Below are 20483 nucleotides of genomic sequence, written 5' to 3' on the forward strand. Positions count from 1 at the left end.
TGATCGCGGCGGGCGGTACAGGCGGGCATATGTTCCCTGCGCAGGCTTTGGCCGAGGTGATGCTGGCCCGTGGTTGGCGCGTCAAGCTGAGCACAGATGCACGCGGCGCACGTTATACCAGCGGCTTTCCTGACGCGATCGAGATCGAGCAAATCGCAAGTGCGACTTTTGCACGGGGCGGTATCCTTGCCAAAGCGCTGGTGCCTTTTCGCATCCTTGGCGGTACGATCAGCGCTGCGTGGCGGATGCTGCGTGACAAACCAGCTGTAGTGGTGGGGTTTGGCGGTTACCCGACAATTCCGGCGCTCTCAGCGGCATATTTGCTGCGCCGCCCGCGCATGATCCACGAACAAAACGGCGTTTTGGGCCGTGTGAATGAGTTGTTTTCCAAACGTGTGGATCAGGTTGCTTGTGGCACATGGCCCACCGTGTTGCCCGAAGGGGTAGAGGCCGTGCATGTGGGGAACCCTGTGCGTGCATCTGTGTTGGAGCGAGCAGGCGCAGGTTATATCGCGCCGGGCGATTATCCGATGGATCTCTTGGTTATGGGCGGCTCACAGGGGGCGCGTATTCTGAGTGATGTGATTCCTCCTGCGATTGCGGCCTTGCCCATGGATATGCTGCGCAACATCCGCGTCAGCCATCAGGCCCGCGACGAAGACGGGACGCGGGTGTCCGAATATTACGCAGAAAACGGCATCAACGCTGATGTGCAGCCGTTCTTTCATGACGTGCCGCGCCGCATGTCCGAGGCGCAATTGGTGATCAGCCGTTCTGGTGCGTCTTCGATTGCGGATATGACCGTGATTGGCCGTCCTGCGATCCTGATCCCCTTTGCTGCGGCTGCGGGGGACCATCAAGCGGCCAACGCACGCGGTATGGTTGAGGCGGAAGCTGCGGTTATGATCCGTGAAGAAGACGCCTATCCAGATGTCGTGAGCGAATTTATCCATACCATCCTTTCCAACGGGCCCGCCGCCATGAAGATGGCGAATAGCGCTCTGTCTCTGGGTAAACCCGAGGCAGCCGAAGCGCTGGCCGATTTGGTCGAATATCTTATTGCCCCCAAGGAGCCTACCCAATGAATGCCGCAACCAAACTGCCCCAAGATGTAGGCGCAATCCATTTTGTTGGCATCGGTGGCATTGGCATGTCTGGCATCGCCGAAGTTCTGCTGAACCACGGCTATTCGGTGCAGGGGTCTGATCTAAAATCGACCCCCATCACAGACCGTCTGTTGGAATTGGGCGCAAAGATATTTGTGGGGCAGAAAGCTGATAATATCGGGTCGGCGCAGGTTGTCGTTATCTCTTCTGCGATCAAACCGGGCAATCCCGAGTTGGACGCCGCCCGCGCCCAAGGCCTGCCGATTGTGCGCCGTGCCGAAATGCTGGCCGAGTTGATGCGCCTGAAATCGAACATCGCCATCGCGGGTACTCATGGCAAAACCACGACCACAACAATGGTGGCAGCGCTGCTAGATGGGGGCAATTTCGACCCTACTGTTGTGAACGGCGGCATCATTCACGCTTATGGATCAAATGCGCGCAAGGGCGAAGGCGAATGGATGGTGGTGGAGGCCGATGAAAGCGACGGCACTTTCAATCGCCTGCCAGCGACTATTGCCATCGTGACCAACATCGATCCTGAACATATGGACCATTGGGGCACCATCGAAAATCTGCGGCAAGGTTTTCTGGAATTCACCTCTAACATCCCGTTCTATGGTGTGGCCGTGTGCTGCACTGATAATGCTGAAGTACAGGCATTGGTGGGCAAAATTACTGACCGCCGCGTGATCACGTATGGGTTTAACGCGCAGGCGGATGTGCGGGCGGTAGGCCTGCATTACAAAGCAGGTGTGGCTCATTTCGACGTTCACTTGCAGGCCGAAGACATCGTGATCAAAGATTGCGAACTGCCGATGCCGGGCGATCATAACGTATCGAATGCCTTGTCAGCTGTGGCCGTCGCGCGGCATCTGGGCATGAAGGGCGAAGAAATTCGCGCCGCCCTAAAAGGCTTTGGTGGCGTTAATCGTCGCTTTACGAAAGTCGGCGAAGTTGACGGCGTGACAATCATTGATGACTACGGCCATCACCCTGTTGAAATCGCCGCCGTGCTAAAAGCGGCGCGTCAGGCGACCGAAGGCCGCGTGATCGCCGTACATCAGCCGCACCGTTATAGCCGTCTGAGCCATCACTTTGATGAGTTCTGCGCCTGTTTTAATGATTGTGACGTTGTTGGCATCACCGAAGTTTATGCCGCTGGCGAAGACCCGATTGAGGGCGCCAGCCGTGAAGCACTAGTTGCCGGACTGATCCAGCACGGTCACCGCCATGCGCGTGGCGTCGACGGGCCTGACGATCTGGCGCGGCTGGTTGCGGAACAGGCCCGCGCAGGTGATATGGTTGTCTGCCTTGGCGCGGGTACGATCAGCGGCTGGGCCAATGGATTGCCCGATGCGCTGCGTGCGCTGAAACAGGCGTCAAAGTGACCCTCTTTGTGATCCTTTCAATAGGGCTGCTCTTGGCTCTGTTGCCGTGGAAACAGGTTGCATTTGGCGCGGCAGGGGCTGTTGTGCTGTGGAGTGGTTTTTACTTTTTGGGACCGCAAAACGTCTGGGTTCCATTGGCGATGCTGTGCGGGCCGATTGTGATCGGGGGCTGGCTCATGGGATTGTTTGTCCGTTGGGCGTGCTCTGGGTGGCGTGCCGCATGACTTTAATCTGGCTTTCTATTGCATGGGTCTTTGCCTCTGTGGGGGTGGCAATGCTACCGATGCGCAAGCAATACTTCCCCGGCGTTGCGCTGCTGTTAGCGGCACCTGTGCTGATCATCATGACGGGCGTGCAATTCGGGTGGGTCTATGCCTTGCTTGCCTTGGCGGCGTTTATCTCCATGTTTCGCAATCCGCTGCGCTATATCGTATCGCGGCTGCGTGGCCAAAAACCGGAAATCCCTGAATGACGATCTCGCTGACTCTTGTGTGCCTATGGGCGCTGGTTGCCAATGTCTTGGCGATGACGCCCAGCAAGGACTTTCATTGGCGTAACGCTTATGTGCTGATAGCGGTCGGCATTCCTATTTTGGGCTATGTTGTGTTTCAACATGGGCCTTGGGTCGGATTGCTGGTGCTGGTTGGGGCCTGTTCGGTGCTGCGTTGGCCTGTCATCTATTTGGGCCGCTGGTTGCGGCGTCGAAGCTCTAAAACCCCTGCGGAGTAAGCTAATGTTACTAATGAGTTTTTTTGTTTTTGGCCTTGTGGTTTGGATGTTGGCCTGTGGGTACACTGGCTATCACAAGCGCTTTGGGTTGTTCCTTCTCGTGGTCGCAGTCGGGCTAGCCCTCAATGCGCTGTGGATGTTTCTCTGGCTGGATGCAAACCCGTTTTCATATTATGCGCTGACCGCCCAATTGGGTGCGCTTTCCTATGCGCTTGGCGCGCTTGGGCTGGGGTGGTTCATCGGGCGCATGGCGGGTAAATTTCGCGAAAGTAAGGTGTCTCCAAAATGACAGATATGCCAACGCCGCGCGGGAAACTGGCCGTCGGGCGCAACCTGAGTGATTTCACGTGGCTGCGTGTCGGCGGGCCTGCAGATTACTTTTTCCAGCCTGCGGATATTGACGATTTGCAGGACTTCTTGCGCAATTTGCCCGCTGGGGTTGCTGTGTTCCCCATGGGCGTGGGGTCAAACCTGATTGTGCGCGATGGGGGGCTGCGTGCTGTGGTCATTCGTTTGGGGCGCGGCTTTAACGGGATTGCGATAGACGGTGCGCAGGTCACGGCAGGGGCTGCTGCCCTCGATGCACATGTCGCTCGCAAGGCTGCGGACGCAGGGCTGGACCTCACGTTTCTGCGTACGATCCCGGGCAGCATAGGCGGCGCGGTGCGGATGAATGCGGGCTGCTATGGCGATTACACCGCTGATCACTTTGTGCGTGCGCAAGCAGTGACGCGGGCAGGGGAGTTGGTGACCCTGACAGCGGATGAATTGAATTTCCAATACCGACAAAGCGATCTGTCCGATGGAGCAGTGATCATCAGCGTCACCTTTGCACCGCCAGCGGGGGAGCCTGCGCAGTTGCACGCCCGTATGGAAGACCAACTGGCCAAACGCGATGCATCGCAGCCGACAAAAGACCGCAGTGCGGGCTCTACTTTCCGAAATCCGGCGGGTTTCAGCTCAACCGGAAAAGCGGATGACGTGCATGACATGAAGGCGTGGAAGGTTATACAAGACGCTGGCATGAAAGGCGCAACCCTTGGGGGGGCGCAAATGTCACCCAAACACGCCAACTTTCTGATCAACACAGGGGGGGCAACTGCGGCTGATCTTGAAGGATTAGGCGAAGAAGTGAGAAAAAAGGTTTACGATTCCAGCGGTATCACGTTAGAATGGGAAATCATGCGAATAGGCGAAAAATAGTCGTCGAATTGTGCGGAAAAATGCCAGTAAACTGGTGGCTGACGAAAAATAAGGGCCAAAAGGCTCATAATAAAAAGGGGCCATAAGGCTCCGGGACATTGAGGCACTGGGTTATGTCGAGCAGGACAAACCCGACAGTGGCGGTACTCATGGGCGGACCCTCGGCAGAGCGCGAGGTGTCTTTGAACACGGGGCGCGCATGCGCGGCGGCACTGCGGGAACATGGATACACTAACGTGATCGAGGTCGATGCCGGCCCCGATCTTTGTACCGTTCTGGGCGATCTTGCGCCTGATGCGGTTCTCAATTGCCTGCATGGGCGTTGGGGTGAAGACGGTTGCGTGCAGGGTATCCTTGAGTGGTTGAAAATTCCCTACACCCATTCTGGCGTGCTGGCGTCTGCCGTTGCGATGGATAAGCAGCGCAGCAAAGATATCTTTCGCGCGGCTGGTCTGCCAGTTGTGGATAGTATCATTGTTTCCGCACAGCGCGTACGTGGTGGCCATGTGATGACGCCGCCCTATGTGGTGAAACCCAATAACGAGGGATCTTCGGTTGGGGTCTATCTGGTGTCGGAAGCCGCCAATGGCCCACCGCAGTTGGACGATGACATGCCGGAGATGGTCATGGTCGAGGCCTTCGCACCGGGCCGTGAGCTGACAACAACCGTGATCGGGGACCGTGCGCTAACGGTAACGGATATCATCACAACCGGTTGGTATGATTATGACGCCAAGTACAAAGAGGGCGGATCACGCCATGTTGTGCCTGCGGATATTCCACAAGACATCTTTGAGCTCTGTCTTGAGTATGCTCTGCGTGCCCATAATGCGTTGGGCTGTCGCGGCGTCAGCCGTACAGATTTCCGGTGGGACGAAGCACGCGGCACAGCGGGCTTGATCATTCTTGAAACAAACACCCAGCCCGGCATGACCAGCACATCATTGTCACCAGAACAGGCCCAAGCAACTGGCATGAGCTTTCCCGAGCTATGTGCCTGGATGGTGGAGGATGCGTCATGCGCGCGTTGATCCGTAAAAAGCCACAAGTAGGCCGTGCTGATCCGGCGCCTTCGCGTTGGGCGTGGCGGATGCAGCGGATGATGCTGACGCCAACCATCCGTCTGGGTTTGCGCGCTGGCATTCCCTTTTGCATCGCGCTTGGTGCAGGCACTTGGTATTTGTCTGACGAGGGCCGTCGCGGGGCGATTGAACAGGCCGTGGCAGAAGCCCGTCAAAGCATCGAAACCCGCCCCGAATTTATGGTTAATCTGATGGCCATTGACGGCGCGGAAGATGAATTGGCCAGCTACATCCGTGAAAGCCTGCCGCTCAATTTCCCGATCTCAAGCTTTGATCTGGATTTGGACGCCATGCGGGGAACGTTGACCGAAATATCTGCGGTTAAAACCGCTTCGGTGCGCATCCGTCCGGGTGGCGTGCTGCAAATCGAAATTACACCGCGGGAGGCAGTGGCCCTGTGGCGCAATCAGGACGGTTTGGCGCTGGTCGACGCAAGCGGCGTCTATGTTGCCATGGCAACAAACCGCTATGCCCGCCCCGATCTGCCTTTGATCGCTGGGCAGGGCGCAAATGAACATGTGAGCGAAGCACTGGAACTCATTCAGGCAGCGGCCCCCTTGGGATCGCGGTTGCGCGGCATTGTCCGTATGGGTGAACGGCGTTGGGATGTTGTGCTGGACCGTGATCAGCGCATCCTTCTCCCCGAAATGGAGCCACAGCGTGCGCTTGAGCGTGTGATCGCGCTAGAAGGCGCACAGGATATTCTGACCCGTGATGTTGCACGGGTAGACATGCGGCTGGCACGCCGACCAACAGTGCAAATGACAACAGAGGCCGCCGAAGAACGGACGGCCCAACAGGCAGCGTTTAGGGCAAGAAACAAATGAATGATCTATATAACAGCCAGCGCACGATGAGACAGATGCGCAAACTCGCGATGCAGCGCGGCGTGGTTGCTATTTTGGACGTGGGTAGCTCCAAAATCGCGGCGCTTGTGCTTCGTTTTGATGGCACAGCGCGTTTCGATGACGAGGGTGAAATCGGATCGCTGGCGGGGCAATCAGGGTTTCGCGTGATTGGTGCTGCCACCACCCGTTCGCGCGGTGTGCGCTTTGGCGAGATCACGTCAATGGGCGAAACCGAACGCGCCATTCGCACGGCGTTGCAGGCCGCGCAAAAGATGGCAGGCATCCGTGTGGATCATGTGATTGCCTGTTTCGCAGGTGGCGATCCGCGCAGCTATGGTCTGGACGCGCAGGTCACGTTGGAAAATCAGGTTGTAACCGAAGATGACGTTGCACGTGTGATGAGCGGCTGCGATGTGCCAGAATACGGCGATGGCCGTGAGGTGCTGCATGCCCAACCTGTAAACTTTGCGTTGGATCATCGCAGCGGTTTGATTGATCCACGCGGCCAGCTGGGGAATGAGCTGAGCGTAGATATGCATATGTTGACCGTTGATGCCGCAGCGGTGCAGCACTTGGCCTATTGCATCAAACGTTGTGATCTGGAGTTGGCGGGGATTGCGTCCTCGGCATATGTTTCCGGCATTTCCTCGCTTGTCGAAGACGAGCAAGAACTGGGAGCGGCCTGTATTGATCTGGGCGGCGGTGCAACCAGTGTTTCCATCTTCATTAAAAAGCACATGATCTATGCAGATAGCGTCCGCATGGGCGGCGATCACGTGACATCGGATATTTCGATGGGTTTGCAAGTTCCTATGGCCAATGCGGAACGCATCAAAACGTTCTATGGCGGAGTGCAAGCCACGGGTATGGATGACCGCGAGATGATCGAGATCGGCGGCGAGACAGGGGATTACGAGCATGACCGCCGTACTGCCAGCCGTGCCGAACTGATTGGCATCATGCGCCCCCGTGTTGAGGAAATTCTGGAAGAAGTCCGCGCACGTTTGGATGCCGCAGGCTTTGACCACTTGCCAAGCCAACAAATTGTTCTAACTGGCGGTGGTAGCCAGATTCCCGGACTTGACGGGTTGGCAAGTAAGATATTGGGCCAACAGGTTCGGCTTGGGCGTCCGTTGCGTGTGCACGGCTTACCACAGGCCGCAACGGGCCCCGGATTTTCGTCGGCGGTAGGGCTTGCGCTATTTGCTGCGCACCCGCAAGACGAATGGTGGGACTTTGATGTGCCTGCTGATAGGTACCCCGCACGTTCTCTAAAGCGGGCTGTGAAATGGTTTAAAGACAACTGGTAGCCACTAGATCAGGTGTCTGAGACGAAATAAGGTGAATATGGGCAAAAAATTGCCCATATTTAGCGCTAAAAAGACCTTTTTTACGTGACGACAGGCCAATGGCCGTTTAGAGTCAACAAAAATTGGGACAAAAAGCCCGCGCGGTGTGGGCAAGCAGAACAGGCGGAACCAACATGACTTTGAACCTCTCGATGCCGGGACAGGACGATCTTAAACCACGCATCACCGTATTCGGTGTTGGCGGGGCAGGCGGTAATGCGGTCAATAATATGATCGAGAAGGAACTGGACGGCGTAGATTTTGTTGTCGCGAACACTGACGCGCAAGCACTTCAACAAGCCAAGTCCACAAGCCGTGTGCAATTGGGCATTAAGGTTACTGAAGGTCTGGGCGCTGGCGCACGGGCTTCTGTTGGTGCTGCGGCTGCCGAAGAAAGCATCGAGCAAATCGTTGACCATCTGGCAGGCGCGCACATGTGCTTTATCACTGCTGGTATGGGCGGTGGCACAGGTACAGGCGCCGCACCGATCATCGCGCAAGCCGCGCGTGAATTGGGCGTTCTGACCGTTGGTGTTGTGACCAAGCCGTTCCAGTTTGAAGGTGCCAAGCGCATGCGTCAGGCTGAAGACGGTATTGAGGCGCTGCAACGTGTTGTTGATACGCTGATCATCATTCCAAACCAGAACCTGTTCCGTTTGGCGAATGAGAAAACCACATTTACCGAAGCCTTCTCTTTGGCAGATGATGTTCTGTATCAAGGTGTTAAAGGCGTTACCGATCTGATGGTACGCCCTGGTCTGATCAACCTCGACTTTGCAGACGTACGCGCTGTGATGGACGAGATGGGTAAAGCCATGATGGGTACAGGCGAAGCCGAGGGCGAAGATCGCGCGATCCAAGCCGCGGAAAAAGCCATCGCCAACCCGCTGCTTGATGAAATCTCGCTGCGCGGCGCAAAGGGCGTTTTGATCAACATCACCGGCGGTGCCGATCTGACGTTGTTCGAACTGGACGAAGCTGCAAACCGCATCCGCGAAGAAGTAGACTCCGAAGCAAACATCATTGTGGGTTCCACACTGGATACGACAATGGGTGGCCTGATGCGCGTAAGCGTTGTGGCAACTGGTATCGACGCGTTGGATGTAAACACGGATATGCCAGTACCGCGCCGCTCTATGTCGCGCCCGCTTGCACAAGAAACAGTTGAAGCACCAGCTGCTCCGGCGGCCATTGCAGCGCCTATTGTTGCCGCAAGACCAGAGCCGATTGAAGAAGAGGTTATCGAAGAGGCTGGGACGCCTAGCTTCTTTGACGATGCCCCACGCGAAGCAACACGCGCCGAAAACACGCGTGATATCTTTGAAGGCCGCCGCAACGAATATGCACAGCAACGCGCAGATGATCTGCCGCCGCCTGCCTATACACCAGCGCCCGCGTCTTATGAAGAACAGCACGAAGCGTTGGAAGCCGAACCAGAAGCCTTTATCGCGCCCCGCGCTCCAACTCCGGGTACGCCTTCTCCTGAAGCGATGGCGCGTTTGCGTGCCGCAGCCCAGCGTGCACAACCTTCCGAGCAGCCACGCGCTGCAGCAGCTCCGGCGGCACCTGTCGCACAAGAGCAGCAATCGGCACATGCTGGTGAGCGCCCGCGCTTTGGCATCAATTCCTTGATCAACCGTATGACGGGTACGCAAGAAGGGGAGGCACAGCATCGCACAGCAGCAGCGCCAAGCCAGCCTGCGCGTCAACAACCACCGATGCAGCGCCAGCAGACAGCAGCGGCGCCTCAGCCACATCAAGAAGCTGATCCAGAACACGAACGTATCGAAATTCCAGCGTTCTTGCGCCGTCAAGCAAACTAAAACCACGCTTTTCGTGAGATCGAAGGTCGCCCTAGGGCGACCTTTTTCTTTTATCTATCAACCTATTAATGATCGGACGGCGACAATGCGCCCTTTTGTGACAGTCATGTTTCAGTCGGTTGCAATGTTTGATTTGTTCTACGGCAACTCTCTTCGTATTTTAGAGTTAATCAAGTAGATGCTTGAAGCGAAGAATGAGGACGGCAGTATGCAAAATACAGTAAAGACAGCGATTAGTTTCGCGGGCAAAGGCCTGCATTCTGGTAAGCCCGCCACTGTCACGATTTTGCCATCTGCCCCAAATTCAGGCATCTGGTTCAAGCGCACGGATGTAGAACTGGGCAATCGTATGATCCCTGCACGCTGGGACGCGGTTAACCGCTCACCCCTTTGTACCAAGTTGGAAAATAAAAGCGGCCTTCAAGTCTCCACTGTAGAGCATTTGATGGCGGCGCTTTCAGGTTGCGGCATCCACAATGCTGTCATCGAAATTGACGGTCCCGAAGTGCCGATCCTTGATGGTTCCGCCGCCCCGTTTGTGCGCGGCATCATGGAACGCGGTGTGCAAATGCAAGCTGCACCTGTCATGGCGATTGAGGTGCTGAAAACTGTATCCGTACGGGACGGCGACGCTGTTGCGACAATCGCACCTTGTGACACGCTGCGTATCGATTTCGAAATTGATTTCGCGGATGCAGCCATCGGTAAACAACAAAAGTCGCTTGTGATGAACAATGGTTCTTTCGCACGTGAACTATGTGACAGCCGTACCTTCTGCCGTCAGGCAGATGTTGATGCGATGCAAGCCAATGGTTTGGCTTTGGGTGGCGAAGCTGGCGAGAACGCCGTTGTTTTTGACGGCGATGTAGTGGTCAGCCCCGGTGGTTTGCGCCATGCAGATGAACCTGTACGCCATAAGATGCTGGATGCATTGGGTGATTTGGCGCTGGCTGGCGCACCTTTGTTGGGTCACTACACAGGTCTTCGGGCAGGTCACTCGCTGACAAACACGCTGCTGCGCGCACTGTTCGCAACGCCGGGCGCTGTGCGGATGGTTCAATGTGATGGGGCAATGGCCGCACGGTTGCCGGGGCATGGGCTGGTCTGGGATGAAATTCCAGCCGTTGCCTGAACAAGCTTTCCCTTATAATTAGGACTGGCAACCCCAATCATTTGATGCGAAATTCATAAAATTGGAAATGGGCGTTTTGCACCGCAAACTTCTGTGTTAACACCGTGGACAATCGGGGGGGAAACCTCCGGAATTGTTTAAAGCGTAAGAGAATAAGGATAGCCAAGCATGGGTTTTGGAAGGTCTGCAAGACGTCTTTCCGTCACTTTGGTGGCTGTGGCGGCATTATCTGCGTGCGGCGGTTCACAGAACACGGGACGCCTGACAAAGAATTTCTTTAATCCAACAGAGATTCCGTTGGAAACCTACACGCCGGAACAAATTTTCGAGCGTGGCGAATTTGAATTGAATCGCAAACGCCCTGCCGAAGGGGCATTCTACTTTGCCGAGATCGAGCGTCTGTACCCCTATTCCGAATGGGCGAAACGTGCGCTGATCATGCAGGCATTTTCTTATCATCAAGATGCGGATTACCCCAACAGCCGCTCAGCCGCGCAGCGTTTCATCGATTTCTATCCAGATGATGATGATGCCGCCTATGCAGCGTATCTGTTGGCGCTTAGCTATTATGACCAGATTGACGATGTTGGCCGTGATCAAGGCCTGACGTTTCAGGCGCTGCAAAGCCTGCGTGCCGTGATTGAACGGTACCCAGACAGCGAATATGCCCGCTCCTCTATTCTCAAGTTTGATCTGGCGTTTGATCACCTTGCAGGCAAGGAAATGGAAATCGGTCGCTATTACCTGAAAGGCGATCACTATGCCGCTGCGATCAACCGTTTCCGCGTGGTCGTTGAGGATTTCCAAACAACGACCCACACCGCAGAGGCGTTGCACCGTTTGGTCGAATCTTATCTAAGCCTTGGTCTGCTCGAAGAAGCGCAAACCGCAGGGGCGATCTTGGGGTATAACTATCGCTCGACGCCTTGGTATGAGGATAGCTACAAATTGCTCAGCGGACGTGGTCTCGAAATGAAATCATTCGGGAATAACTGGTTGGCATCAATCTATCGTCAAATGCTGAAGGGCGATTGGATCTAATTTGTGCCTGCTCTGGCCTGTGACGGAATGCACTGATGCTTCGCGGTCTTGATATATCTGACATGTTGATTATCGACCGGCTGGAATTAAATTTCCAGCCGGGTTTGAACGTTTTGACAGGTGAAACAGGGGCGGGGAAATCGATCCTGTTGGACAGTCTGGGTTTTGTTCTGGGCTGGCGGGGCCGCGCCGATCTGGTCCGTCAAGGCGCAGCACAGGGCGAGGTAACAGCATGGTTTGATCTCACGCCCGAGCACCCCGCACGTGCGGTTCTTGAAGAAGCCGGGCTGCCTGTAAACGATGAACTGATTTTGCGCCGCATTAACACGGCAGACGGGCGCAAGACCGCTTGGGTCAATGACCGTCGTTGTTCTGGCGAAGTGTTGCGCGCCCTCAGCGAAACGCTGGTCGAGTTGCACGGGCAACATGATGATCGCGGCCTGTTAAATCCGCGTGGACACCGCAGTATTCTGGATGCATTTGGGGCCATGGATGGGGCGCGTGCCAAAGTGCGTGCTGCGTGGTCCGAGATGGCACGCACGCGCAAGGCACAAGCCACCGCCTTGAAAGCCCAAGAAGAGATACGCGCCGAAGAAGAATTCCTACGCTACGCTGTGGCCGAGCTGGACAAGCTGAACCCCGAAGAAGGGGAGGAGGCCGAGCTGGACGGCAAGCGGCGCATGATGCAATCAGCAGAGAAGATCAGAGCTGATGTGGTGAACGCTTATGAGGCCATGGGCCAAAGCGGTGCCGAAGCGCAATTGGCTGATGCTTTCCGTTGGTTGGACGGTGCTGCGGCACGTGCAGACGGAACGCTGGAAGAACCGATGGCAGCGCTCAACCGTTCGATGATTGAGTTGGACAGCGCCATGGAAGGTGTGGTCACTGCGATTGAAGCCATGTCCTTTGACGCCCATGAATTGGAGGACACCGAGGAGCGGTTGTTCGCTATTCGCGGGTTGGCACGTAAACATGACGTGCAACCGGATGAATTAGCAGGTTTCGCAGATCGATTGCGGGCCAAGCTGGGGGCACTGGATGCGGGCGAGGCTGAGCAAGCCAAACTCAATGCCGAGGTTAAAGCCGCCGAAGCCGCTTATGCTACTGCCGCTACTGCCCTTAGTGATGCCCGCAAAAAAGCGGCGACCAAATTGGATAAAGCCGTCAGTGGCGAACTGGCACCGCTCAAGATGGAGCGTGCGGTTTTTGCCACCCAGATCACCGCCGAAGCCGAAGGGCCAGAGGGGCGCGATGCGGTGTCCTTCACCGTTGCGACAAACCCAGGCGCACCGGCGGGACCTCTAAACAAGATCGCCTCAGGTGGTGAATTGAGCCGGTTCTTACTGGCGTTGAAGGTCTGCCTGACCCAAGGGCAATCCGGATTGACGTTGATTTTTGATGAAATCGACCGTGGGGTAGGTGGAGCCACTGCTGATGCTGTAGGCCGCCGTTTGGGCGCGATCGCAGAAGGCGGACAAGTGCTGGTTGTGACCCATTCGCCCCAAGTTGCGGCATTGGGCGCGCACCATTGGCGGGTTGAAAAATCTGTGACCAAAGGCATGACCACCACCAATGTTGTGCCGCTCAATATGGATGAACGTGTGGATGAAGTGGCGCGGATGGTTGCGGGGGATACCATCACCGATGCCGCCCGCGAAGCCGCCCGCGCCTTGCTGGGCGCCTGAGGGTTGAAACTGCACGTGCAATATGGTTTCGGGTAAGGCATCCTAAGCCATAGTCGATCCGTTGAAAGTCCGCCATGACCGCGCCCTCACGTTCTTTTCTGTCCCAACAGGTGACATTGGCCGCGAATAATTTTCGCGAAGGCTGGCAGGTGCTGCGGCAAAAAGGGCCGGGAAAAATCACTTTTTGGTTTATTGCGTTGCTGATCGGGATAGCAGCGGGCTTTGCTGCGCTGTTTTTCCGCAAAGGCATCAACCTGCTGCAAGAGACCTTGTATGGCACGGATGATGTTCAGTTTTTGCATAGTTTTATCAGTGGTTTGGATTGGTACTGGGTTATCTTGATTCCCACGTTTGGTGGTCTGACTGCAGGGCTGATCTTGCATCATTTCACCCGTGATGCCCGCGCCCGTTCGGTTGCGGATGTGATTGTCGGCTCGGCTTTGCATGAAGGGCGCGTTGAAACACGTGCAGGGCTGGCCTCGGCGCTGGCCTCGATGGTGACACTGGGGACTGGTGGATCATCGGGGCGCGAGGGGCCTGTGGTGCATCTTGCGGCGGTGATTTCAACATGGGTGAGCAGACGGATCAACGCCAATGGAATCACAGGGCGTGACCTGCTGGGCTGCGCTGTGGCGGCGGGGGTTTCGGCCAGTTTTAATGCGCCTATCGCGGGGGCGCTGTTTGCGTTGGAGGTTGTGCTGCGGCACTTCGCCGTTCACGCTTTTGCCCCCATCGTCATCGCCAGCGCGGCGGGGACTGTGATCAACCGGCTTGAATTCGGTGGAGTGACGGAATTCAAGCTACCCACTGCTGGTGATTTGCAATTTTATGTCGAACTGCCCGCCTTTCTTTTGTTGGGATTGACCTGTGGTTTGGTCGCCGTGATCCTGATGCGCGCAGTTTTTTGGGCCGAGGGCATCGGTGATGATATCCAAAAACGTATCAAGCTGCCGCGCTACCTGCGCCCTATGGCTGCTGGCGCGATGTTGGGCGTTATTGCGCTCTGGTTCCCCCATATTATCGGGGTGGGGTATGAGACAACATCACTGGCGCTAACTGGCAAGCTGGTGCTGCATGAGGCCGCTGTCTTTGCTGTGCTCAAGGTGGTTGCCGTTGCCATTACAATGGGCGGGCGCATGGGCGGGGGCATTTTCTCCCCCTCTTTGATGGTCGGCGCGTTAGTGGGGCTGACATTCGGCCTGATCGCCACAGGGATATTTCCCGACGTTTCGGGGTCAACGTCGCTTTATGCGCTTGCAGGAATGGGGGCAGTTGCCGCTGCGGTACTAGGCGCACCCATATCCACCACGCTGATTGTGTTTGAGTTAACGGGCGACTGGCAGACGGGTCTTGCCGTGATGGTGGCAGTCAGCATGTCGACTGCGCTATCGTCCAAAATGGTGGATTTCAGCTTTTTCCTCACCCAGATTGAGCGGCGGGGAATCCATTTGGCGGCTGGCCCGCAGGCCTATCTGTTGGCGATGTTCACCGCTGCCAAAACCATGCGCCTGCCTGATGATCCGCGTGCCGCTGATCCGGATCGCTGCTGGGAGATGATCGGCGAGGGCCTTTATATTGACGGGGCTGCCACGCTGGAAACTGCAATTCCCGTGTTTGAGAATTCGGGTGTGTTGTTTCTGCCTGTTGTCACCCTGTCAGCAGATGCTGCGCCGCCTGAATTGCTGGGGGCATTGTTCCATGTGGACGCCCTGCGCGCCTATAACCGCGCGCTGGCCGCCACCGCTGCCGAAGAACATTCGTAATCAGATTTGCTCAACAGCCACTTCATCAACGTTGTGGAAGGCAAGGTAATCGCGCACCTGTTCGGCAGCAGGCTTTGGGTCTTCGTAGGACCAGACAACATTCTCTAACGTCCGGCTTTTTGTCACCACACTGAAATACCGCGCATCACCTTTACGCGGGCAGTGAGATGTCTTGTCACTGGCATCTAGAAACGCCATCGCAATATCGCTGCGTGGAAAGTAGATAACGGGGGGGTAATCACCTTCTACCAGTTCCATCGCATTGGACGTTTCACCCAATATTGCGCCACCAGCACGGACAACCCAAGTACCCGTGGCTTTGCGAATTGTGATGTGATTAACCATAGTCTTCTTCCCCCAAAGAAAATGAGCGCCTCAAATTGGCGCTGTTGCCGCATTTAACCATTCTTTGGCGGCTTCGGATACCCTTGGCGCGATTTTTGTTTTGACTTCGGCATGATAGGCGTTCAGCCAGTCGCGGGCCGTTGGCTCCAACATCTCTGGCACAATTAGACGCCGATCAATCGGGGCAAAGGCCAAGGTGCGCCAATCCAGCATTGCGCGGTGATCATCGCCGCCAGCTAGGGCAGGGGCGTTTTGCACCACCAACAGGTTTTCAAGGCGAATGCCAAATGCGCCTTCGCGGTAATAGCCGGGTTCGTTGCTCAGAATCATACCGGGTTCCAGCGGTACGGTACTCATCCGGCTCAGGCGCTGCGGGCCTTCATGCACACTGAGATATGCGCCCACTCCGTGGCCCAAGCCATGGTCGAAATCCTGCCCTGCCAACCACAATGGCATCCGCCCAATCGCTTCGATATGTGCACCCGCAAGGCCCTTGGGCCAGCGCAGGCGGCTCATGGCGATCATGCCTGACAGAACGCGCGTGAATGCCTCACAGGCTTCCGTTGGGGGCGTGCCAATGGCGATGGTGCGGGTGATGTCCGTTGTGCCGTCCAGATACTGACCGCCGCTGTCGAGCACAATCAAATGACCGTCCTCCAGCACACTATCTGTCTCTTCTGTCACGCGGTAATGCATGATGGCCCCATTGGGGCCCGTGCCTGCGATGGTCTCAAAACTGATGTCCTGCAACCCGTTGTCACGGCGGCGCAATGTCTCCAGTTGGGTGACCACCTGAGTTTCGGTGATTGTGCCCGCGGCTTGGCTGTCTAACCAGCACAACATTTCAACCATCGCGGCACCGTCACGCAGATGCGCCTGTGCCGCGCCTTCAATTTCGGCAGCGTTTTTGCAGGCTTTGGGCAAGGCACAAGGCTCTGCACCAGATTTGGCAGCCGTACCCAAAGCATCCGCCACAATCTGCGGTACGGTTGCGGTGTCTATCCGAATAACCCCACTCAATGCCTTAATATTATTGAGAAAAGATGAAGGATCGTGCAGCCGAACGTCGCCTCCCAAATGCGCCTCAAGTCCTGCGTATTTTGAGGGCTCTGAGAACAGATCAACCGTGCCATCCGCATGTAACACAGCAAAACCGTGCACCACGGGATTGCGTTCAATATCCGCGCCACGGATATTCAAAAGCCAGCAAATGCTATCGGGTAATGTGATCAGCGCCGCTGTTTCGCCTGCATCTTTCAGCGTCTGTGCCAAGCGCGCGCGTTTGTCGGCGTGGGCCTCACCTGCAAACTCAATGGGATGGACCTTGGCCGCTGCCATGGGGGGGGCAGGCTGGTCTGCCCAAATCTCATCTACCAGATTGTCGCATTGGACCAATTCAACACCGCTGCCGATCAGTGCTTTTTGGGTTTGTTCAATTTGATCGACGGTGTGTAGCCAAGGATCAAACCCGACGCGGCCACCCTTGGGTAGGTGCTCGCGCAGCCAATCGCCCATGGTGATTTCTGGCCAGGGCACGGGGGTATAAACATCCGCCACTTGGGCCTTCACTTGTGTGCGGTAACGGCCATCAATGAACACACCCGCCACATCGTGCAGCGCCACACAAAATCCCGCCGATCCGGTAAACCCTGTCAACCACGCCAGCCGCGCATCCCGCGCTGCCACATATTCACCTTGATGGGCATCGGCACGCGGCACGATAAACCCGTCCAGCGCCGCAGTGGTGATTTTTTCACGCAACGCGCTCAGGCGCGGTGGGCCCTGTTCAGGTCGGGCCGTGACCTCAAAAGTTTGAAACATCACATCCCTTTCTAAATCTTGACTTTACGCTCAATACCCAAGCTTTAGCCTGTCCGCTTCATCCCAAGAACACGCGCGCGTTTGCGCGGATCAGTGTCAAACAAAGACGCCAATTGTTCGGTCATCGCACCTGCCAGCTGTTCGACATCGGTGATGGTCACAGCGCGGTCGTAGTAGCGCGTCACATCATGGCCGATCCCGATCGCCAGCAGTTCAACGGCTTTCTTTTTCTCCACCATCGCAATCACATCGCGCAGGTGCTTTTCTAAGAAATTCGCAGGGTTCACTGACAAAGTACTATCATCCACAGGTGCCCCATCCGAAATCACCATAAGGATTTTACGCGACTCAGAGCGGGCAATCATCCGGCGGTGCGCCCATTCCAGCGCCTCACCGTCGATGTTTTCTTTCAGCAGGCCTTCTTTCATCATCAACCCTAGATTGGGGCGTGTCCGCCGCCACGGGGCATCTGCGGATTTATAGATGATGTGGCGCAGATCGTTCAAACGGCCCGGGCCGGTGGGGCGGCCATCGTTCAGCCATGCTTCGCGGGCTTGCCCGCCTTTCCATGCACGTGTGGTAAAACCAAGGATTTCGACCTTTACGTTGCAGCGTTCCAGCGTGCGGGCCAACACATCAGCACAGATCGCCGCAATGGAAATAGGCCGCCCGCGCATAGAGCCAGAGTTGTCTATCAGCAGGGTCACAACCGTGTCGCGGAACTCGGTGTCTTTTTCGACCTTAAAGCTCAGCGGTGTTGTCGGGCTGGCCACAATCCGCGCCAGACGGCCCGCGTCCAGCGTGCCTTCCTCCAGATCAAATTCCCAGCTTCGGTTCTGCTGTGCCTGCAAGCGGCGTTGCAGCTTGTTTGCCAAGCGGCTCACGGCACCTTTCAGCGGCTCAAGCTGTTGATCCAGATAGGCGCGCAGGCGTTCCAGCTCGGCGGGTTCGGCCAATTCCTCGGCGCCCACAGTTTCGTCAAACGCGTCCAGATAAACCGTGTAATTCGGATCGGCGTCCGAGACAGGCTGAGGGGCGGGCGGCTCCATCGGGGCTTCGCCCTCGGGCATTTCAGCCTCTTCGCCCATCTCCTGATCGGCCATGTCATCCATGCTGACCTGCGCCTGCGAGGCATCCTGCTGCTCTTCTTGCGACTGTTCAGGAGAGGCGTCTGCGTCCTCCTCCTCCTGATCATCGCTGCCGGTGCTATCAGGATCATCCTGCTCGTCGCTGCCTTCTTCGGCCTCGTCTTCTTGGTCGTCATCTTGCCCGTCAGGGTCATCGCCCAACTGGTCTGCATAGCCTAGATCGGTGATCATCTGGCGCGCGAATTTGGCAAAGGCGGTTTGGTCTTCCAGCGTCTCTTCCAGATCCGCCAAGGTGCCGCCAGCTTGTTCTTCGATGTAGCCACGCCATAGATCCATGACGTTGGCTGCCCCTGCTGGCATCTCTCGACCCGTGGCCAGATGACGTACCAAATAGCCTGCTGCGACGGCCAGCGGCACATCCGAGGGCGCTTTGGCTTGATCATAGCCTTTGCGCAGGGCTTCGTGTTTGATTTTTGCGTCGATGTTACCAGCCGTGCCGGGCATGTCGCGCGCGCCCATGGCTTCGCAGCGGGCGGTCTCCATCGCCTCATATAGATCACGCGCCATTTCGCCCTGTGGCTGATAGCGTGCATGGGTCTGACCATTGTGATAGCGGCGGTGCAGGGCCAGCGCATCGGCCGTGCCACGCGCCAGCATCACCTCATCACGTGTCATGCGGCGCGTCACTTGTGGCAGGCGCATCGCATCGCCCGAGAGGCCTGAGGGATCAACCGAATAGCTGACCGTGAGCTCAGGGTCGTTGGCCATCACCTTGGAGGCTTCGGCCAGCGCCTTTTTGAACGCGTCTGCGGGGTTGTCGGTTGGTTTATTCATCGAACAAGCTCCATGCCGATACCACGGCGAATAGGCCAAATGCCTGTCCGCAAATCCGCCGCCAATGACGTTTTTCTTTGCGGTTCATGACCTCTGGCGCAGTCTTTTTCCATCCTACACGGTCAAATAGCCACATGGTGTCGATAAGGAACCATAGTGACTAAATGACGATATAGAGTTTCACCCCAAGCTGACGCTTGCAGCACTCTCTGGCAGTTCCTCATTAAACAGACGCTGATAGAATTCAGCCACTGTCTGGCGCTCCAACTCGTCACATTTGTTCAGGAAACTCAGGCGGAAAGCATAACCTACGTTTTTGAAAATTTCCGAGTTTTGTGCCCAAGCAATGACGGTACGCGGTGACATCACCGTGGACAAATCACCATTCATGAACGCGGTGCGGGTCAGGTCGGCAACGGTAACCATCTGCTTAACAGTCTTGCGGCCCTCGGCAGTGTTGAAATGCGGGTTTTTCGCCAAAACGATCTGGGTCTCTGCATCAATGCTGAGGTAGTTCAACGTGGATACCAGCGACCAACGGTCCATCTGGCCTTGGTTGATCTGCTGCGTGCCGTGGTACAGACCAGTTGTATCGCCCAAACCTACCGTGTTTGCCGTTGCAAAAATACGGAAGAACGGATGCGGAGTGATCACTTTGTTCTGATCCAGCAGCGTCAGCTTGCCGTCTACTTCCAGCACGCGCTGGATCACAAACATCACATCGGCGCGGCCTGCGTCATATTCATCAAACACAATCGCGGTTGGCGTGCGCAGGGCCCAAGGCAGGATGCCTTCTTGGAATGCAGTCACCTGTTTACCGTCCACCAGTTTGATCGCGTCTTTACCGATCAGGTCAATCCGGCTGATGTGGCTATCAAGGTTGACGCGCACAGTGGGCCAGTTCAGGCGGCTTGCAACTTGTTCGATGTGGGTGGATTTGCCCGTACCGTGGTAGCCTTGTACCATCACGCGGCGGTTGTGTGAAAACCCTGCAAGGATCGCCAGTGTTGTATCGGCGTCGAATTTATATGTGCTGTCCAGCTCTGGCACGCGGTCCGTGCGATCGGCAAAACCCTTGATGGTCATGTCTGTGTCGATGCCAAAAACCTCGCGCACCGAGATATCCTTGGTGGGGGTTGCGTTGAGGTCCAGTCCGCCGTCAGCCATGTGTATTCATCCTAAATTCTACCTGCCCCTGCGTAGGGCGTCTGCATTCTATGTTTCAGAGACAACATATAGCGCT

Annotated in this window: 19 protein-coding genes; 15 read left to right on the forward strand and 4 right to left on the reverse strand. The window is 56.4% G+C overall.

Translation table 11 applies throughout. The features are described from left to right. The first annotated feature begins 29 nt into the window (after nt 1-29). From GGR95_RS06250 to GGR95_RS06320, 15 genes are all read left to right on the forward strand, one after another. Nucleotides 30-1085 carry a UDP-N-acetylglucosamine--N-acetylmuramyl-(pentapeptide) pyrophosphoryl-undecaprenol N-acetylglucosamine transferase gene (locus tag GGR95_RS06250; protein WP_246423323.1) on the forward strand — a complete coding sequence of 352 codons (1056 nt, stop codon included), beginning with the start codon at nt 30-32 and terminating at the stop codon, nt 1083-1085. Beyond that, complete coding sequence (gene murC / locus GGR95_RS06255) at nt 1082-2497, forward strand: UDP-N-acetylmuramate--L-alanine ligase (RefSeq protein WP_184563933.1); 1416 nt, start codon at nt 1082-1084, stop codon at nt 2495-2497. The genes GGR95_RS06250 and murC overlap by 4 nt, the downstream gene beginning before the upstream one ends. Continuing rightward, nucleotides 2494-2721, forward strand: coding sequence for a hypothetical protein (locus tag GGR95_RS06260; RefSeq protein WP_184563934.1), 228 nt, complete (start codon nt 2494-2496; stop codon nt 2719-2721). Before murC ends, GGR95_RS06260 begins: the two co-directional genes overlap by 4 nt. Further along, the gene (locus GGR95_RS06265; RefSeq protein WP_184563935.1) at nt 2718-2969 is read left to right on the forward strand and encodes a DUF2484 family protein; all 252 of its coding nucleotides are present in this window, start codon (nt 2718-2720) and stop codon (nt 2967-2969) included. The genes GGR95_RS06260 and GGR95_RS06265 overlap by 4 nt, the downstream gene beginning before the upstream one ends. Further along, on the forward strand, nt 2966-3226 hold the full coding sequence (locus GGR95_RS06270) for a DUF2484 family protein (RefSeq protein ID WP_184563937.1): 261 nt from the start codon (nt 2966-2968) through the stop codon (nt 3224-3226). Before GGR95_RS06265 ends, GGR95_RS06270 begins: the two co-directional genes overlap by 4 nt. A gap of 13 nt (nt 3227-3239) precedes the next feature. Further along, complete coding sequence (locus GGR95_RS06275) at nt 3240-3515, forward strand: hypothetical protein (protein WP_184563939.1); 276 nt, start codon at nt 3240-3242, stop codon at nt 3513-3515. After that, complete coding sequence (gene murB / locus GGR95_RS06280) at nt 3512-4429, forward strand: UDP-N-acetylmuramate dehydrogenase (protein ID WP_184563941.1); 918 nt, start codon at nt 3512-3514, stop codon at nt 4427-4429. The genes GGR95_RS06275 and murB overlap by 4 nt, the downstream gene beginning before the upstream one ends. Nucleotides 4430-4578: 149 nt before the next feature. Continuing rightward, nucleotides 4579-5460, forward strand: coding sequence for a D-alanine--D-alanine ligase (locus GGR95_RS06285; RefSeq protein ID WP_246423324.1), 882 nt, complete (start codon nt 4579-4581; stop codon nt 5458-5460). Then, nucleotides 5448-6338 (forward strand): cell division protein FtsQ/DivIB, encoded by an 891-nt coding sequence (locus tag GGR95_RS06290; protein WP_184563945.1) that lies wholly within the window; start codon nt 5448-5450, stop codon nt 6336-6338. The genes GGR95_RS06285 and GGR95_RS06290 overlap by 13 nt, the downstream gene beginning before the upstream one ends. Continuing rightward, nucleotides 6335-7669: a cell division protein FtsA gene (gene ftsA / locus GGR95_RS06295; RefSeq protein ID WP_184563947.1), complete on the forward strand. Its 1335-nt coding sequence runs from the start codon at nt 6335-6337 to the stop codon at nt 7667-7669. Before GGR95_RS06290 ends, ftsA begins: the two co-directional genes overlap by 4 nt. Before the next feature lie 173 nt (nt 7670-7842). Next, nucleotides 7843-9531, forward strand: a complete 1689-nt coding sequence (gene ftsZ / locus GGR95_RS06300; RefSeq protein WP_184563949.1) for a cell division protein FtsZ — start codon at nt 7843-7845, stop codon at nt 9529-9531. A gap of 208 nt (nt 9532-9739) precedes the next feature. Continuing rightward, complete coding sequence (lpxC, locus tag GGR95_RS06305) at nt 9740-10663, forward strand: UDP-3-O-acyl-N-acetylglucosamine deacetylase (RefSeq protein WP_184563951.1); 924 nt, start codon at nt 9740-9742, stop codon at nt 10661-10663. A gap of 168 nt (nt 10664-10831) precedes the next feature. Next, a complete protein-coding gene (locus GGR95_RS06310) occupies nt 10832-11704 on the forward strand; it encodes an outer membrane protein assembly factor BamD (RefSeq protein ID WP_184563953.1) in 873 nt (290 codons plus the stop codon). Nucleotides 11705-11739: 35 nt separating this feature from the next. Then, on the forward strand, nt 11740-13389 hold the full coding sequence (gene recN, locus GGR95_RS06315; protein ID WP_184563955.1) for a DNA repair protein RecN: 1650 nt from the start codon (nt 11740-11742) through the stop codon (nt 13387-13389). Between the two features lie 74 nt (nt 13390-13463). Further along, a complete protein-coding gene (locus GGR95_RS06320; protein WP_184563957.1) occupies nt 13464-15152 on the forward strand; it encodes a chloride channel protein in 1689 nt (562 codons plus the stop codon). Here GGR95_RS06320 and GGR95_RS06325 read toward each other — a convergent pair whose 3' ends face one another. From GGR95_RS06325 to cobS, 4 genes are all read right to left on the reverse strand, one after another. Beyond that, on the reverse strand, nt 15153-15497 hold the full coding sequence (locus GGR95_RS06325) for a DUF427 domain-containing protein (protein ID WP_184563959.1): 345 nt from the start codon (nt 15495-15497) through the stop codon (nt 15153-15155). A gap of 30 nt (nt 15498-15527) precedes the next feature. Continuing rightward, nucleotides 15528-17318: an aminopeptidase P family protein gene (locus tag GGR95_RS06330; RefSeq protein WP_184563961.1), complete on the reverse strand. Its 1791-nt coding sequence runs from the start codon at nt 17316-17318 to the stop codon at nt 15528-15530. A 44-nt stretch (nt 17319-17362) separates the two neighbouring features. Continuing rightward, nucleotides 17363-19240 carry a cobaltochelatase subunit CobT gene (cobT, locus tag GGR95_RS06335; RefSeq protein WP_184563962.1) on the reverse strand — a complete coding sequence of 626 codons (1878 nt, stop codon included), beginning with the start codon at nt 19238-19240 and terminating at the stop codon, nt 17363-17365. Nucleotides 19241-19420: 180 nt separating this feature from the next. Beyond that, entirely contained in the window at nt 19421-20407 is a 987-nt protein-coding gene (cobS, locus tag GGR95_RS06340) for a cobaltochelatase subunit CobS (protein ID WP_184563964.1), read from the reverse strand. Nucleotides 20408-20483 lie beyond the last annotated feature (76 nt).

The organism is Sulfitobacter undariae, from assembly GCF_014196805.1.
Taxonomy (GTDB): domain Bacteria; phylum Pseudomonadota; class Alphaproteobacteria; order Rhodobacterales; family Rhodobacteraceae; genus Sulfitobacter; species Sulfitobacter undariae.

Excerpts from the sequence above, each read along its gene's own strand:
- GGR95_RS06325 (WP_184563959.1), bottom strand. The coding sequence starts at position 15,497 with ATGGTTAATCACATCACAATTCGCAAAGCCACGGGTACTTGGGTTGTC.
- murC (WP_184563933.1), top strand. The coding sequence starts at position 1,082 with ATGAATGCCGCAACCAAACTGCCCCAAGATGTAGGCGCAATCCATTTT.
- GGR95_RS06250 (WP_246423323.1), top strand. The coding sequence starts at position 30 with ATGTTCCCTGCGCAGGCTTTGGCCGAGGTGATGCTGGCCCGTGGTTGG.
- cobS (WP_184563964.1), bottom strand. The coding sequence starts at position 20,407 with ATGGCTGACGGCGGACTGGACCTCAACGCAACCCCCACCAAGGATATC.
- murB (WP_184563941.1), top strand. The coding sequence starts at position 3,512 with ATGACAGATATGCCAACGCCGCGCGGGAAACTGGCCGTCGGGCGCAAC.
- GGR95_RS06270 (WP_184563937.1), top strand. The coding sequence starts at position 2,966 with ATGACGATCTCGCTGACTCTTGTGTGCCTATGGGCGCTGGTTGCCAAT.
- GGR95_RS06310 (WP_184563953.1), top strand. The coding sequence starts at position 10,832 with ATGGGTTTTGGAAGGTCTGCAAGACGTCTTTCCGTCACTTTGGTGGCT.
- ftsZ (WP_184563949.1), top strand. The coding sequence starts at position 7,843 with ATGACTTTGAACCTCTCGATGCCGGGACAGGACGATCTTAAACCACGC.
- lpxC (WP_184563951.1), top strand. The coding sequence starts at position 9,740 with ATGCAAAATACAGTAAAGACAGCGATTAGTTTCGCGGGCAAAGGCCTG.
- ftsA (WP_184563947.1), top strand. The coding sequence starts at position 6,335 with ATGAATGATCTATATAACAGCCAGCGCACGATGAGACAGATGCGCAAA.
- GGR95_RS06330 (WP_184563961.1), bottom strand. The coding sequence starts at position 17,318 with ATGTTTCAAACTTTTGAGGTCACGGCCCGACCTGAACAGGGCCCACCG.
- GGR95_RS06290 (WP_184563945.1), top strand. The coding sequence starts at position 5,448 with ATGCGCGCGTTGATCCGTAAAAAGCCACAAGTAGGCCGTGCTGATCCG.
- GGR95_RS06265 (WP_184563935.1), top strand. The coding sequence starts at position 2,718 with ATGACTTTAATCTGGCTTTCTATTGCATGGGTCTTTGCCTCTGTGGGG.
- GGR95_RS06275 (WP_184563939.1), top strand. The coding sequence starts at position 3,240 with ATGAGTTTTTTTGTTTTTGGCCTTGTGGTTTGGATGTTGGCCTGTGGG.
- recN (WP_184563955.1), top strand. The coding sequence starts at position 11,740 with ATGCTTCGCGGTCTTGATATATCTGACATGTTGATTATCGACCGGCTG.
- cobT (WP_184563962.1), bottom strand. The coding sequence starts at position 19,240 with ATGAATAAACCAACCGACAACCCCGCAGACGCGTTCAAAAAGGCGCTG.
- GGR95_RS06285 (WP_246423324.1), top strand. The coding sequence starts at position 4,579 with ATGGGCGGACCCTCGGCAGAGCGCGAGGTGTCTTTGAACACGGGGCGC.
- GGR95_RS06320 (WP_184563957.1), top strand. The coding sequence starts at position 13,464 with ATGACCGCGCCCTCACGTTCTTTTCTGTCCCAACAGGTGACATTGGCC.